The following is a 14,297-nucleotide window of genomic DNA, read 5'->3' on the forward strand; positions in this document are numbered from 1 at the left end:
GGGCGATTGCAGCTATAGGCTCGTGTGAGTTTGAAAGTGCATAATCAATTGCTTGCTGTTTAAATTCAGCACTAAAACGTTTGGCCATTTCTTGGATCTCCAAAGTTAACGTTACGTTATCTTTAGAGGGAAGTACTGTCCATTATTTTGGCTAGGATCACTACAAAGAACATGAGCAAAAATAAAAAATGGGAGCTGATTGCTCCCATTTTGTTATCCGTATAAGGTGTATCTTATGAATTCTAGAATATTTTTTAGATATAGGTATTTGAATGTATCAAGGATAAAGAGGCTAGATCGTATCTTTCTAATAATTTTCCAATTCAAGCTCTAAATCATTTAGTACCTGTTCTATCTCAGGAGTTACACCATTATTTAAAGGAGTATAAAAAATGCCTATTAATACCTCATCATCTTTTAATGTAGGTAACAATTCATTCATGAAGTCATCTAAAGAAATCAGCTCAGCTTCATATCCTCCCCATTCATGCTCAGCACATAACTCGGCATACTCTTTCGCGGGCCATACAGGAAATACTTTTTGATTATCCTCTGTTCCAGCCAATGCCCATCCATCCTTGTATAAGCCCCAAACTTCTTGCGTATCGGCAATAACTTTTATGAAATGCTTATATCTTTTAGCACCTTCTAATGCAATTACAGCATCTATTTGCTTTTGACTAATTTTCATAATTTTGAACCTATAATTTATTAAAAGTTAATCAAACATTACCAAACGAACCAAAACCATCAGTATAACCAGCATATTGACTAGCGATATTATTTAGATCTTCTTCGAATTTTATAATGTCATCATAAAATGGAATCATTGTATTCGTACAATAACAAGTCCATTCCTTAGTAACATCATCTTGCTCAACGCTGGCTTTACAGCCTAATCTTTTAACCTCTGTAGAAATCTTTTCTCCAATCTCTTCTGAAGGTATTGCAATAAAGAAATCTATTTCCATCGGCTTTGTTAAATCAAACCCATTTTTCTTAAATTCGTTTAAAGTATCCCCTGTTGCATCATTAGGAAATTGGCTCATTTGATTCTCTATTTTTACTAATTTTGGTTCTTTGAGATTATCATCTTTCAAAAGATTCTTGAGAATCCTTAATAAAATATGAGTAATAGATGTAGAACTAAAAATTTACTAAAACTATCTCAAAGTTGAAACCAAGGTTTCTTTGGTGCAATCCCAGTATATGCAGGACTAACTTTAATTGGCCCCTGACCTTTTTCGCATTGTTGAACACCCCACTCACTCGGGCGAAAACGTGCATTAGCTCCATCAGGCTCAGGTTTACCAAATTCTTTTGCAATATCATAATCAATAAGTGGAATTTCAAGTAGCACGATGTCTCCACGAGAACAAGCGATGGCAGGACGTTTCGTATCATAAACCCATTTACCATAACCATTTTCTTCCTTAGGATCGAAGCGCATAACTGGGCCTATTTGCTGATCCCATGCCAACTCCATTCGAGGAGGCTCTATTGCAGTTACCCACATTCCTGCGACTTGTACAGGATGAGGGAAACGTACAGCCTGTAATCCACGTAAGCTAAAGGGTACTTGTGGCTCACCGTTGTCAAAAGCATCATAACGACTAATTAAACTCCCTTTAGGAATCAACAGTTCGCCATATTGTGCATCTTGAGATAAAACGAAATGGCTACGACTTTCCTTGTAATGCTGCTTAAGTGCAATCTCATACTCTACCGATGCACTCATATAAAATAAGTAACCTGCCCACAAGTCACATATTAAGGCCACGAGCATAATGAATAATGTTTTTTTAGAAAAAAAACTCACAGGCTTTTGAGCCTTCTTTCGCCAAAAGAATAGTGCTTTCACCAATAAACCTAGTGTTAGTACAACACCAATCAATGGCGCAATAAACAACAGAAAAATTGCAAAAACCGAGAATGTCTGTACGGGTATCATAATTGTTAAATCTTTAGCTTCATTTTTTCAAAGGTGGGCCGCCAAGAAAATTGTATATACGTATCTTTAAAAAATAGATATTGCTATTTAGTGCTTATATTAAAAATAGGAATAATTTCTTCTATTTTTACTTATGTTCTTTAAAAAGATACAGCTTTTCCTAAATTTAAAATGATTGACACTGTATGAATATAAGAAATTAAAAAGTCTTCTCTCCTCTTTTTAGCCTTCACAAATGAAATTCTTATTAGATACAACCCAATTTAACATGCAGGTAAAAATTTTACTTGAGCTTAGAGTAAGCTCCAACCTTAGAATCATTATGGTATTTAGTAACAAAGGTACTATTTGATGAAAGTAATTTTCACTTTGGTTGTTTTTTCTGTGTTCATTCTTTTATTTCATCATAAAAGGATTGAAACAAAGATTGTTATAAATCGGCCAATAGATCATGTTTGGCAAACGTTCACATGCACTTCATCGTATCCGAAATGGAATAAATTATTTGGTATTGATGGATTCCCCACCCATGTAGGTCAACAAATTAGTGTAGATTTATACAATGAAAATAGAAAAGTGCTATTTACAATGCAACCAGTAATAAGGAAACTTGATAAATATCACTTGGAATGGGAAGGAAAACTTTATATAAATGGATTGTTTAATGGTCGACATCAATTTATTTTCACTAAAATTGATGCCAATACAACTCAATTAGTTCAAGCAGAAGATTTTAATGGGCTACTTGTACCTATATTAAATTACTTTGTTATTCAACCTACAAAGTTAAATTTTGATAAAATGAATAGATCCTTCAAAAAACATATTGAAAGTCAGAACTTAAATAATAATACCTGTAAAATATCCTAGTTAAAAAGTAAGGACCACTGAGTGAATATTAGTCAAATTTCAAAAAAATACGGACTATCATTAGATACTTTACGTTTTTATGAAAAATGTGGAGTATTAGTTCCCGAACGATTAACAAATAGCTACAGAAGCTATCAAGAAATACATGAACAAAAAATTAAATTAATTATATGTTTGAAAAATATTGGATTTACTCTAGAAGAGATCAAACAACTCATTGAACTTGGAACAAAACCTCCTTCTGAAGAGTGCAATATTATCTCCAATCAATTGATTGATAAAAAAATAGAGTTGATTAGTCAGCAAATTAAGTTGTTTGAATATGGAAAAGATACTCTTCAAGAGGTAAAAAAATATATTAAAGATAATTCTTTTGTCAAAAATCAGGACAAAATTCAAGATATGATTGAAAACTTGTATAAGCTTTCAAAAAATTAAATATAGAAATACTGATATTTATCAGAATACCATGAATAGGAAATTATAATGAAAATGTATCAGGTAGATGCTTTTACTGATCAATTATTTGCAGGAAACCCAGCCGCAGTCATAATTACTAAACAATGGTTAGATGTAGAAATAATGCAAAATATTGCCATTGAGAATAATTTATCTGAAACAAGTTTTGCTCGTAAAATTGATGAGCAAGTCTACGAAATTAGATGGTTTTCACCAATAAAAGAAGTTCAATTTTGTGGATATGGAACTTTGGCAACTAGTTTTATAATTTTTCAAGAAAACCCTCAAATCAAATCTATTACATTTCAAGTCAAACAAATGGGTGAATTTTATATTCAGAAGCAAGAAAATGGCTTTATTGCAATGAATTTTCCTGTCCAGATTCCTGAAAAAATTCATAATATTCCACAAGAATTGGAGGAAGCATTGCAGCATAAAGTTGAGGAAGTTTATATCAATCCTCAAGCCTACATTGTTGTTTATGAATCGGCAGAGGCTATTTTACAAGAACAGCCAGATTTTGAAAAAATCAAACAGCTTGGTGGAAGACGAGTGGCAATTACCGCAAAGAATGATTTATTACATCCTGAATATAAAAACATCGATATTATCTCCCGCTATTTCACACCATCAATGGGAATTGATGAAGATCCCGTGACAGGCTCCTTACACACATCACTTATTCCATTATGGAAAGATGAAATTAATAAGAACGATATTATTGCTTATCAGGCATCGAAGCGTGGAGGAATATTGCACTGTAGAATGCTCGAAAATAATAGAATCGAGATTTCAGGACAATGCCGCTTATATATGGAAGCTAAACTTTTTCTATAAAATAACTAAAGTATCAACAAATAATCTATCTGGTAAATTGCTGCTCAAGCATGGTTTTCCCCCATTGGTTTCCTTCCCATTCTTTCGTCAGTTTAAATCCAAACGACTCATAAAGTTTACGAGCTGCATCAAGACCGCTAAATGTCCATAATTGCACAGCAGAGAATCCTTTCTGATCGCAAAAACCTATAGCTTCTGCTAATAATCTTTTTCCAATACCACTACCTTGATATCCATTCTCAAGAATAAACCAACGTAAATGAGCTTCATTATTTCCTAAATCTTGACCATCTATAGCTACAGATCCAATAATCTGATCATTATGTATAGCAAGCCAAATGTTATTATTTTGATCAAGTAGTCGTTCCGAAAACTCAGCAAGCCCAGATGCAACTCTAGCTTCAAAAAAATGTCCAAATCCATAGCTTTTTGCATAATAGGTTCCATGCATTTCGGTGATACGACCAATCATTCCAGCACGGTATCCAGAAACTATTTCAATTTTTTTATTTACCTCAACAATTGGATGAGATCTGCAAGCAACTAAAGCTTCTGCGTAAGATGTAAGACCTTGAGCAATTTGTTTCTGTTGAGTTAGTTTTAAATTTCCTATAGCCTGAATTACCCTCATTTCACCATATTCATTTATTTTTTTAACCGTATTACGTCCTTTGTCAGTGAGTTGAAGCGATTTAGATCTTCCATCATTTATTGCTTGTACTTCTTTGATTTCATCCGCTTCAATTAGTTTACCTAGCATACGACTTACGCTGGATTTTTCTAAACCTAAGATTTGTGCCAACTGGATAGCAGTTATAGCGCCATAATTTTCAATCTCTAACAATGTATGAACTGCGGAAGGTGAATAGTCTGTAGCAGCAAGAGTAGCCTTCATAAATCCAAGTTCCCGAACCATAGTTCGTGAAGATCTACGAATTTCCTCAATTAATTTACTATCGATCATACGAACACCTCCAAATATAGTTGTACAATACAACTATATTTGGAGGTGTTTGTCAATTAATAGTTACGAGTTAATTCAAGTGTCATATCTTACAAATAAAACAAAGCCAAACTATAAGTAGCAGAACAAAAGCAATTAATCGTAGGTATGCATATCGGAAAATCAGGATTTGTATATATTCATTTTATAGAATGAAAAGATAGATATGAGATTTCATATTTAAATGAAGTCCATTAACCTCATAATGAATATAAAAAACATTTGTGATTAAGTGATATATACAGTTAATATATCCTTTGAATAAAAGTATCCCCCTTCTAAAAGAGGTTTATATGTTGGAGATAGTAATCATCTGATAATCACTCTCAATTTTTATTATTGAGTTGATTATCAATGTCGCAATTTTTCTGTGGTCATATTTCTGATCACCTCTATTTGCACGTTTGATTATTATCAAGGCTTCAACATGAATCTTTCAAAGTTCGAACAACGAACTCTCCATGTCCTTGCCAAAGGTGGACATATTAAATACCAACGTGACGCATCAGGCACAGTTTATTTCGTTGAATGCTATACACGAGAAGGTTTTGTGCTATCTGATTGTTCCTTAGATGTATTTAAAAAGCTAAAAGCAAAACGTTTAATCAAGTCTAAAAATAGCCAACCTTATCAAATTACATTGTTAGGGCTTCAGACGGTCCGCCCTCAACTAGACAATCGTTAATATAAGTTGCTATTTATTAAGAGAAAGAAAAATATGAATATTATAATTCGAGATGAACAACCCGAAGATATTAAAAATATCGAAGAGTTAACCAAAGCCGCGTTCTTGAATGAAGAGCATTCTAGCCATACTGAACAATTTATTGTGAACAGCCTTCGGAAACATAAACAACTCACGATCTCTTTGGTTGCTACAGAAGATGGTTTAATTGTAGGTCACGTTGCTATTTCACCAGTTACAATCACGTCGGGTGAAACTGGCTGGTATGGCCTAGGCCCTATTTCTGTATGTCCAAATAAACAAGGAATTGGCATTGGTTCTCTTTTAATGAATGCAGCTCTGCAAAAGTTAAAAGATTTGGGCGGAAAAGGTTGCGTTCTATTAGGTGATCCAAATTATTACAGTCGATTTGGTTTTAAATCTTACCCATATTTAAATTTACCTGATGTACCAAATGAATACTTTCAAGCTATAAGTTTCAGCAATCATATTCCTTTTGGAGAAGTTACTTATCATGATGCTTTTACGGCAACTGAATAAATAAGTTCGCTTACAACACCTAATATAAAGCCTCTATTTATAGAGGCTTTATATTAATTTAAAACATTGAAAGTTATATAATTATTAAATCTATTAAATTCTACAAATAAAATTGAGAGTAGCTCCCTTTTTAGTACAACACGCAAGATACATTTGTTTTAGACTAGATCATGAAAAAGTAAGGATAAATAATCAGGTAGTTACTGGTCAAAGTGGGTTATGAATGGAGCAAGTAAACAGAAAATTAGGGCTATCCGTTATATATAAGATTGAAATATATTGCAAATAATTGATCTCCATTTGGAATCAATTTTAAAATTTATTACACAAATACTGATAATTATAAAATCTTGATCATATAGACACGTTAAAATTTATAAAATAATTTTGAGATAAGGTTTTTGATGAAAACTCAGAAAATTGGTGTAGATCTTGGAGGCACTAAGTTATTGATATTATGTTATGAAATTGAAGAAATATTTAGTACAGGGATTTCATTCACTCCAGAAGAATTAATATCACATCTGCAATCTTTTATTTTAAAACATGGAATTAAACCCGAAAGCATAAGCCTAGCAGTGCCGGGTCTAGTTAACGAATCGGGATACGTTGTTAATTGTGATGTTCTTCCAGCATTCATAGGCTGGCAAGGAAATGACGCATTAAAATTATTATGTAGTAAAACAATGATCTTAAATGATGTAAAAGCTGCTATGTATGCTGAACTCAATGATTTTTCATCTCATGCTGCAAGCGGTATTATTATGATTGGTACAGGTATTGGGGCTGCATTCATAACAAATGGAAAACCCTTAATGGGAGCTAGTGGTTGGGCTGGTGAACTAGGTTACTTACCAGTACAAAGTAATGAAGGAATTAAGCGTCTAGATGAACTTGCCAGTGGAGCTGCAATTAGCAAACTATGCGCACTAAGCCCATCTAATTTAGCATTAATGGCTAACAATGGAGATCAATCTACTTTAACTGTTATAAAAGAGGCAGGCACATCTTTAGGTCTTGGAATAGCAACTGTTATTAATCTTTTAAACCCATCGCAATTAGTAATAGGAGGAGGAACAATAGAATTACCCGGTTATTTAGAGGCCGCTTTAGAAGCTGCTAAAGAAAACTGCCTTCCCGAGCTTTGGCAAAATTGCGATATATCAAAAGTAAAGGCGGGAAAAAAAGTAGCTGCTTTAGGTGCTATACATGCAATTGAACAATAAAATAATATGAGTATTTTTCTGATAAGGAATCAAGAATAGTTCAATATATAATGCTGTTAGATTTGCTTGGAAAGTTAATAAAAATAGAGCTGAAAAAGCTGAAGTTATTCTTGCTGTTGCCCATGGAATCATACGCGGTGCTTATATCAATGCTAATTGGTTAGAAGCCATACCAAAGAATTTTCCAGAACATATATTTCATGATACAGATTCCCATAAATTTGGTTTTGTAGCAGATGAAGCTCCAGAAGATATCAAAAAACTATATATTGGTAAAAAAATTCCAAAAGAATATGAAAGAAAAAAAGGAGATATATCACCTATAAAATACACCTACCAATACTCTATTTAATTTAATATGTATTTAATAAATTTATACGGTGACTCAATTATTATACCTTTCAAATAAAATAAAGCTAAGCTCTATTCCAGAGACCTAGCCTTATGATAAATAACATAGGCTATCTAAGAAAAACTGTTTAATTTGGATGCATACGTGTGCTTTTACAAACTCATACATTAGCTTTAAAATCAGCCATAATTTTTAAAATTAACAATAGTTTAGTCTTCACACTCAACTTTTTTATGCATCAATAAAAAAGCTAAACTTTTATTAACCAAATTACCCGATGGAACCTCTTTTCTAGTATCTATAGTTAAATTTATAGATGTTTTCATAAAGAAGCTCCCAAGTGAAATGCATAGCAGAACCAAGGCTATATAAATAAAACTATTCTTAATTTTTATAAGATATACAATTAGAGAAATAATTAAGAAAACAATTAAAAAATTAATTATAAAATTATTAATAAAAATTGAATAATTATTAATTCCGTTAAATTCTACTAACCAAACTTTAAATAATTTAAAAGATGTATGCGTGCAATACAAATCTACAAATGAAATTGAGAGCAATACTACAACTGAAATGATTAGGCTAAATAAAGCTTTTTTTAACATTAGGTTTCTGCTCTTATTCCAATACCAAAAGTTTGTGTTTCATCTTTATTTTCTGCTGACATAAACTTAAATCCTCCGTCATACCATAAAAACACTGAATCGCTACCATCTACAGCGCAGGCATTTGTACAACCATGTTTAATAAAGATATCAAAAGAAACCTATCCTAAATATCAGCAGTAGGTGTAAATCCTATTCCTCCTCGCCCTGTTCTATTGTCTAACCGTGAAAGCGCAGCATATCTATTATTATTTCTTTGAGTCAAAAAAGGTTTATAGGCAGGCACTGGCTCACCTGTTAACTTCGCATTTGGAAATTCTTTACTATATAAATTACCATCACCATATTTTAACCCTTTGAAAATCAAAGGGCATAAACCACCAATACCCGTATAATAACCCCGATTTTTTGTTAAATCTCCTTGTCCCATAAATTATGTACAATCTAGTTTTTGAGCAATATAAAAAAAGCCCCTGTTCTACAGAGGCTTTTTTAACTCAACACTGAATTATTTATGAACCCAAGGCACAGCCGGTGAACCAATCCAAGCAGATTTAGCCGGAATATTTTCACCTTTCATGACCAATGTTAATGGACCTAACACGGCATGGTTGCTCACGTTGGCGTTATACAAAATAATACTACGTGTATTTACCACAACATCATTACCAATATTCACTTGTCCGATTTTCATAATACGGTCTTCAAACAAGTGAGTTTGTGGGCCTGAGAAGCTATTAAACTCAGCACGGTCACCGATGCTTACACAGTCAAACTCTGTAATATCTGCTGTATCCATATAGACGTCTTTACCAATACGAACACCTAAAATACGCAAGAAGAATGGCAACATTGGCGTTCCTCTTAAGTAGTTTAAGAAGTTAGGAATCGCAACTGACTCATATAAGCTCGTGATCCCTTCACTTAACCATACAAACATAGTCCACATAGGAGCTGAACGTGGCTCATAACGACCAATCAAAATCCACTTCAATAGCGCAACAATAACGAAGCAGCCTACACCATAGAGCAAACCAGCAAGCGTTAAAGCCAACAAACCAGTTGGAATGTTGTATTTGTTAATAACATCAATAATCTCAAGCACGATCATATAACCCACACCAATCGCAAGAGCGGCAGGTAATACAACACGAAGTCCTTCGATAAAACCACGCATTAAACGGCGTTTGATACTTGGTAAGAATGTTAAATGATCTGGGTATTTCTCAGCAGCTTCACGTGCAGGCAGTAATAACGGTGGCGAACCAAACCAAGTTTGACCATCATACATTTCAACATTATCAGGTGTTTTAGATTGCACACCAATCAAGACGTTGTCTGGTAACACAGTACCATCAGCAATATACGCACTGTTTCCGACAAAACTACGGTTACCAATAGTCGTAGATTTTAATGTCATCCAGCCACCTTTGATTTCTTCATCACCTAGCATTACAGCATCGGCAATAAAGCTTTCTTCACCCAAAGTCAGCATTTCTGGAATAACACCGTTTGCGGTAGAAATTTCAGTATTTTTACCTACTTTTGCACCGAGCATACGGAACCATGTTGGCGCATAAATGGTAGCAAACAAGCCATGTAAAGTTTGTAAGCTTGTCTCTAAAATTTGAGATGCAAACCATTTACGGTAATACGTACCGCCATGAACCGCATACATTCCTGTTTCAAGACGAGGCAATGCAACTTTACGAATGACTGAAGAAATCACAGCAGTAATCATCATCATCATTGCACTAGCTGGAATCGCTAAAATGAAGTAGTACAGTGCGATTTGTAAATGTTCATTCGGGTTAATATTAAATACGTTTGCATCTAACCAGTCGACCAAAAGGAAGCTTGGGAAAATTGGAATAAAGAACAAACACGCAATAATTAACGCACTAATTCCATAATATGCATATTCTGCAATTTTACGAATAAACGATAATTTTGGACGTTCTGGTAATTTCTCGTGGTCATCCACATGTCCAATTTTCTTCGCAGGTGTACCATCCCAGATTTCTCCGGCTGGTACCACTGTGTCATATTCAATTGAAGTTAAAGCATTTACGTGAGCTTGTTTTTCCAACACTGTATTTTCTTCTAATACAGCATAAGAACCCACATAACTGTCTTCTTTTAAGTGAATTGAACCTAATACCAAGTGACCATGTTCAACTTTAGCATTTTCTAAGTTCACTTGAGAGCCAATGCTCACCCCATCTTCAACAGTAAGTAAAGATGGCATACGAATATGTACTGAACTAATCGTAACGTCATGACCGATTTTGGCGCCAAGCGCTTTCAGATATAAGTTAAGTAAAGTTGAACCTGACAAAAGATAGACAGGTGAAATACTACCTATACGATCTGCTAACCACCAACGGAAATAGGTTAATCCCCATAATGGATATTGCCCTGCACCAACGCCCATCATTAATAGTCGTTTTACAGAAATTGAAACAACAAAACTGGCAATAATTACGCTGATATAAACCAATAAAGACATTGCGATTGCATTCGGAATACTGTCTCGTGATCCACCAGTAAAATAATGATAGGTAAAGAATGGCGCTAACCACTGTAAGATATTAATCGAAATTAAAACCGGAATAGTAATTAGCTGTGCAATACCACATAACCACTTATAAGTCTGGTTACGCGGGTTATCTTGCCCAATTTGGCTATCAAATACAGTAGGCGTTGGTTGCTCTAACATAAGCGCAGCAATGGCCCCAACTCGTCTCGCTTGATATAAGTTTTGAATAGTTAAGTGGCTATATTCTGGATGTTCACGTAAGTTCGAAATTAAAACAGCCGCTAAAAGTGAATGACCACCTAAGTCATCAAAGAAATCTGAATCGAGTTTAATCGGCATGTTTGGGAACAAGCGATTCAAAATACCAAATAAAATTTCTTCTGCTGGGTTTTGTGGTTGGTCCGATTCACTACGGTCAATCACACTGGTGAGTGGTCGTGCTTTTAAAGCTTTACGGTCAATTTTTCCTGACAATAGACGCGGAACTTCTTCAATAATCTCAAAACGGTTTGGCACCATATAAGGTGGTAAACGTTGGCTTAGATTATGACGGAGTTCTTTAATTTCGATTGCTTTTTTTGCATCAATTTCTGGTGCAATAAACGCAATAAGCTGATCAATACCGTCTTCTGGACGAAGAATAACTGCTGCAGTACCAATACCTTCAATATCGCAAAGCGCAGCTTCGATCTCACCAAGTTCAACACGGAAACCACGGATTTTGACCTGATCGTCCGCACGTCCCAAGCAGTGTACTTGACCAAACTCATCAATTTTAGCCAAATCGCCGGTGCGATAGAGCGATTGTTCATCTGGACCGTCTGCCCACGTGTTTTGAATAAACTTATCAGCGGTTAAGTCAGGGCGACCTAAGTATCCTTCCGCCACACTTGGGCCAAAAATACAGAGCTCACCTGTTTCACCTTGCGGCAGTAATTCTCTTTCAGCGTTAATGACCAACATGCCATAGTTTGGTAAAGGCTTACCAATCGTGACGAGTTTGCCACGCTCTAACGCCTCAAGGCTTGCAGTAACCGTAGTCTCAGTTGGACCATAAGTGTTAAACATTTTGTGATGAGGTAATGCCCAACGGTCAACCAGTGAATCCGGGCACATTTCCCCACCTAAGTTAATAATTCTTAAGTTAGGTACATCTTCTGGGAATAAAGCAAGTAATGTCGGTACAGCATGCAATACTGTAATTTGTTCTTGCTTTAATGTTTGGCATAAACGTTCAGGGTCACTCACAAGCGACTTAGGTGCAATCCACAAGGTTGCCCCAACCAAGTAAGAAAGCCAAATTTCTTCAAACGACATGTCAAAAGCAACAGAAAAGCCTTGATAGACTTTGTCTTGCTCTTGAATACCCAAAACATTATTTTCACTACGTAAAAAGTGACAAATATTTCTTTGGGTAATCACAATCCCTTTCGGCTTACCTGTCGAACCCGATGTATAAATAATATATGCAGGTTGTTCTGGGGTGGTTTTAGCTAAAGGAATATTTTCACTAAGTGGCTTTTGCAGTTCAGTATTGGTCCACTTTGTTTGTGGTACTTCATCTAAATGCGCATGCCATTCATCTGTAGTAATCATCCCTACAGCATCAGCATCTTCAAGACACACCGCGATACGGTCCGCTGGCGTATCCATATCAAAAGGAAGCCAAGCTGCGCCACTTAAACAAATCGCCAATTGAGCTTTTAAAAGCTCGATACCACGAGGCAACCATAAGCCAACAATATGACCAGGTTTTACCCCCCTTATCGTCAAATGCTGAGCCATAATTAAGGCTTGCTGATATAACTCACCATAACTCAACGTTTTATCTGCTTCAATTAAAGCCGTTTTATCAGGAAGAGTTTGTGCAGTATGGACAAAAATATCGGCCAAGACTTCATGCTGCAAAAATTCCGGATGATACTTTCCACGAATAATATTATTCGTGTTTGTTACAAACTGGTTCATTTTTATACTCTCTTTAATTTTCTGATTTGGCTCAAATGAAGTCATGTTTGTTTTTCTGACCCATTAAAGAAATCAAGATATGTCATAAATTAAATAATTGAACTTAAATCAAGATTAAAGTTTTAGTTTTGAAGTCTATTTAATAATATATAAATTCCTATTGTTTAGGCTCATATTTTCTAAAAAAATTAAGCTTTTAGCTGCAATGTTTGAATCTCGCCATCATCATTAGGATGAAAAACGTACAAAACTAGCGAAGTAAAAACCTATAATTCACAAAATTTATATAACTCTAATTTTAATAAAACTAATAAATGCTATCCGGTATACAAATTCTCCATATTTTAAACTTAATTGATTCGTTCTAAACATTAAAAAAGCCTCAAAAAATCGAAGATTCTATTTAAATTTTTAACCGATGTTTGATTATTAACAGTATATTAAAGTCATTATGAGTCATTTCTATTTATCTTATATTTTTATCTGTATTTTTCTAAAAACTTATCCATCGATTAGCTCAAACTTATAGTTGTTTAATACTGATCATCCCTAAAATGTTTTTGCGCTAAAAGTATGGTGTGTTTATAGGAATAAGTACTTGCATGCGCAGCTGTGACTAGCTGTTCCGTTTAAGCATGTCGAAGCCCCTTCATTTATAATATATTCAAAATGGACTTAAAACTTAAATAGTGGGAATGATATGAATCAAAAAATAACAAACCCAGAAGATATTCCTTTAGCACTTCAAATCGCATGGAATAATCATGATATGAAGGCCTTTGCTGCTCTTTTTCATCAAGATGCGACTTTCGTTAATCGTTTCGGTCATTACGTTAAAGGTACTAAGGAAATTATTGCACTTCACCAACCTATTCATGAAACAATCTATAGCGATTCAAAACTAGAGAATGAACTCATAGACATCACTACCCTAAGTGACAATATTTGTATTTCTCATTTTTGGAGTCGCTTAAGTGCAGGTATAGCTCATCCTCAAGGTCCTCATCAAATTGACACTCTCATTCTTACTGTACTTATTAAGGAAAATAATTCTTTGTCCATTCAGGCGCTTGAAAATGTGACTTTGACAAACCCACGAACGGGAGAGACCATACTTAGAGATTTGTGAAATCAAGCAATATAGTTTTTTTAATAATTTATAAGCAAAAAAAAACCCTTGTCATTAACAAGGGCTTTTTAAGAATTTTGGCGGAAGCGGTGTCCGTCTAACACCAATCCTAAGAAGTCCAATCCAATAT

Annotated in this window: 12 protein-coding genes and 1 pseudogene; 7 read left to right on the forward strand and 6 right to left on the reverse strand. The window is 34.5% G+C overall.

The window, feature by feature from the left end; all coding sequences use genetic code 11:
• Positions 1 to 307: 307 nt before the first annotated feature.
• The 3 genes from MSG95_RS05290 to MSG95_RS05300 all read right to left on the reverse strand — a co-directional run bounded on the left by MSG95_RS05290 (position 308) and on the right by MSG95_RS05300 (position 1,909).
• Positions 308 to 691: a DUF2750 domain-containing protein gene (locus MSG95_RS05290; RefSeq protein WP_016804761.1), complete on the reverse strand. Its 384-nt coding sequence runs from the start codon at positions 689 to 691 to the stop codon at positions 308 to 310.
• A 31-nt stretch (positions 692 to 722) separates the two neighbouring features.
• Entirely contained in the window at positions 723 to 1,100 is a 378-nt protein-coding gene (locus MSG95_RS05295) for a ribonuclease E inhibitor RraB (protein WP_324644985.1), read from the reverse strand.
• 68 nt (positions 1,101 to 1,168) lie between these two features.
• On the reverse strand, positions 1,169 to 1,909 hold the full coding sequence (locus MSG95_RS05300) for a hypothetical protein (protein WP_324624623.1): 741 nt from the start codon (positions 1,907 to 1,909) through the stop codon (positions 1,169 to 1,171).
• A 393-nt stretch (positions 1,910 to 2,302) separates the two neighbouring features.
• On the opposite strand from MSG95_RS05300, the gene MSG95_RS05305 reads away from it, so the two are divergent.
• From MSG95_RS05305 to MSG95_RS05315, 3 genes are read left to right on the forward strand one after another with little or no spacing between them, the layout of a single operon-like run.
• Entirely contained in the window at positions 2,303 to 2,821 is a 519-nt protein-coding gene (locus tag MSG95_RS05305) for an SRPBCC domain-containing protein (protein ID WP_324624612.1), read from the forward strand.
• A 21-nt stretch (positions 2,822 to 2,842) separates the two neighbouring features.
• Positions 2,843 to 3,259 carry a MerR family transcriptional regulator gene (locus tag MSG95_RS05310; RefSeq protein WP_004699768.1) on the forward strand — a complete coding sequence of 139 codons (417 nt, stop codon included), beginning with the start codon at positions 2,843 to 2,845 and terminating at the stop codon, positions 3,257 to 3,259.
• A gap of 48 nt (positions 3,260 to 3,307) precedes the next feature.
• Positions 3,308 to 4,117, forward strand: coding sequence for a PhzF family phenazine biosynthesis protein (locus MSG95_RS05315; RefSeq protein ID WP_004699767.1), 810 nt, complete (start codon positions 3,308 to 3,310; stop codon positions 4,115 to 4,117).
• A gap of 25 nt (positions 4,118 to 4,142) precedes the next feature.
• Here MSG95_RS05315 and MSG95_RS05320 read toward each other — a convergent pair whose 3' ends face one another.
• Positions 4,143 to 5,081 carry a bifunctional helix-turn-helix transcriptional regulator/GNAT family N-acetyltransferase gene (locus tag MSG95_RS05320; RefSeq protein WP_004699765.1) on the reverse strand — a complete coding sequence of 313 codons (939 nt, stop codon included), beginning with the start codon at positions 5,079 to 5,081 and terminating at the stop codon, positions 4,143 to 4,145.
• Positions 5,082 to 5,547: 466 nt separating this feature from the next.
• Here MSG95_RS05320 and MSG95_RS05325 point away from each other — a divergent pair, with 466 nt between their 5' ends.
• From MSG95_RS05325 to MSG95_RS05335, 3 genes are all read left to right on the forward strand, one after another.
• On the forward strand, positions 5,548 to 5,805 hold the full coding sequence (locus MSG95_RS05325) for a YjhX family toxin (RefSeq protein WP_001054060.1): 258 nt from the start codon (positions 5,548 to 5,550) through the stop codon (positions 5,803 to 5,805).
• Positions 5,806 to 5,838: 33 nt separating this feature from the next.
• The gene (locus MSG95_RS05330) at positions 5,839 to 6,345 is read left to right on the forward strand and encodes a GNAT family N-acetyltransferase (RefSeq protein ID WP_004699762.1); all 507 of its coding nucleotides are present in this window, start codon (positions 5,839 to 5,841) and stop codon (positions 6,343 to 6,345) included.
• Positions 6,346 to 6,749: 404 nt separating this feature from the next.
• The gene (locus MSG95_RS05335; protein ID WP_324644986.1) at positions 6,750 to 7,571 is read left to right on the forward strand and encodes an ROK family protein; all 822 of its coding nucleotides are present in this window, start codon (positions 6,750 to 6,752) and stop codon (positions 7,569 to 7,571) included.
• 1,126 nt (positions 7,572 to 8,697) lie between these two features.
• Here MSG95_RS05335 and MSG95_RS05340 read toward each other — a convergent pair.
• On the reverse strand, positions 8,698 to 8,961 hold the full coding sequence (locus tag MSG95_RS05340; RefSeq protein ID WP_004699755.1) for a hypothetical protein: 264 nt from the start codon (positions 8,959 to 8,961) through the stop codon (positions 8,698 to 8,700).
• Between the two features lie 78 nt (positions 8,962 to 9,039).
• Complete coding sequence (gene posA, locus MSG95_RS05345; protein WP_077165736.1) at positions 9,040 to 13,038, reverse strand: delta-poly-L-ornithine synthetase PosA; 3,999 nt, start codon at positions 13,036 to 13,038, stop codon at positions 9,040 to 9,042.
• A 655-nt stretch (positions 13,039 to 13,693) separates the two neighbouring features.
• Here posA and MSG95_RS05350 point away from each other — a divergent pair.
• Positions 13,694 to 14,167 (forward strand): annotated as a pseudogene (locus MSG95_RS05350) (SgcJ/EcaC family oxidoreductase).
• Positions 14,168 to 14,297: the final 130 nt, after the last annotated feature.

It is taken from the genome of Acinetobacter sp. IK23 (assembly GCF_035615275.1).
GTDB classification, from domain to species: domain Bacteria; phylum Pseudomonadota; class Gammaproteobacteria; order Pseudomonadales; family Moraxellaceae; genus Acinetobacter; species Acinetobacter seifertii.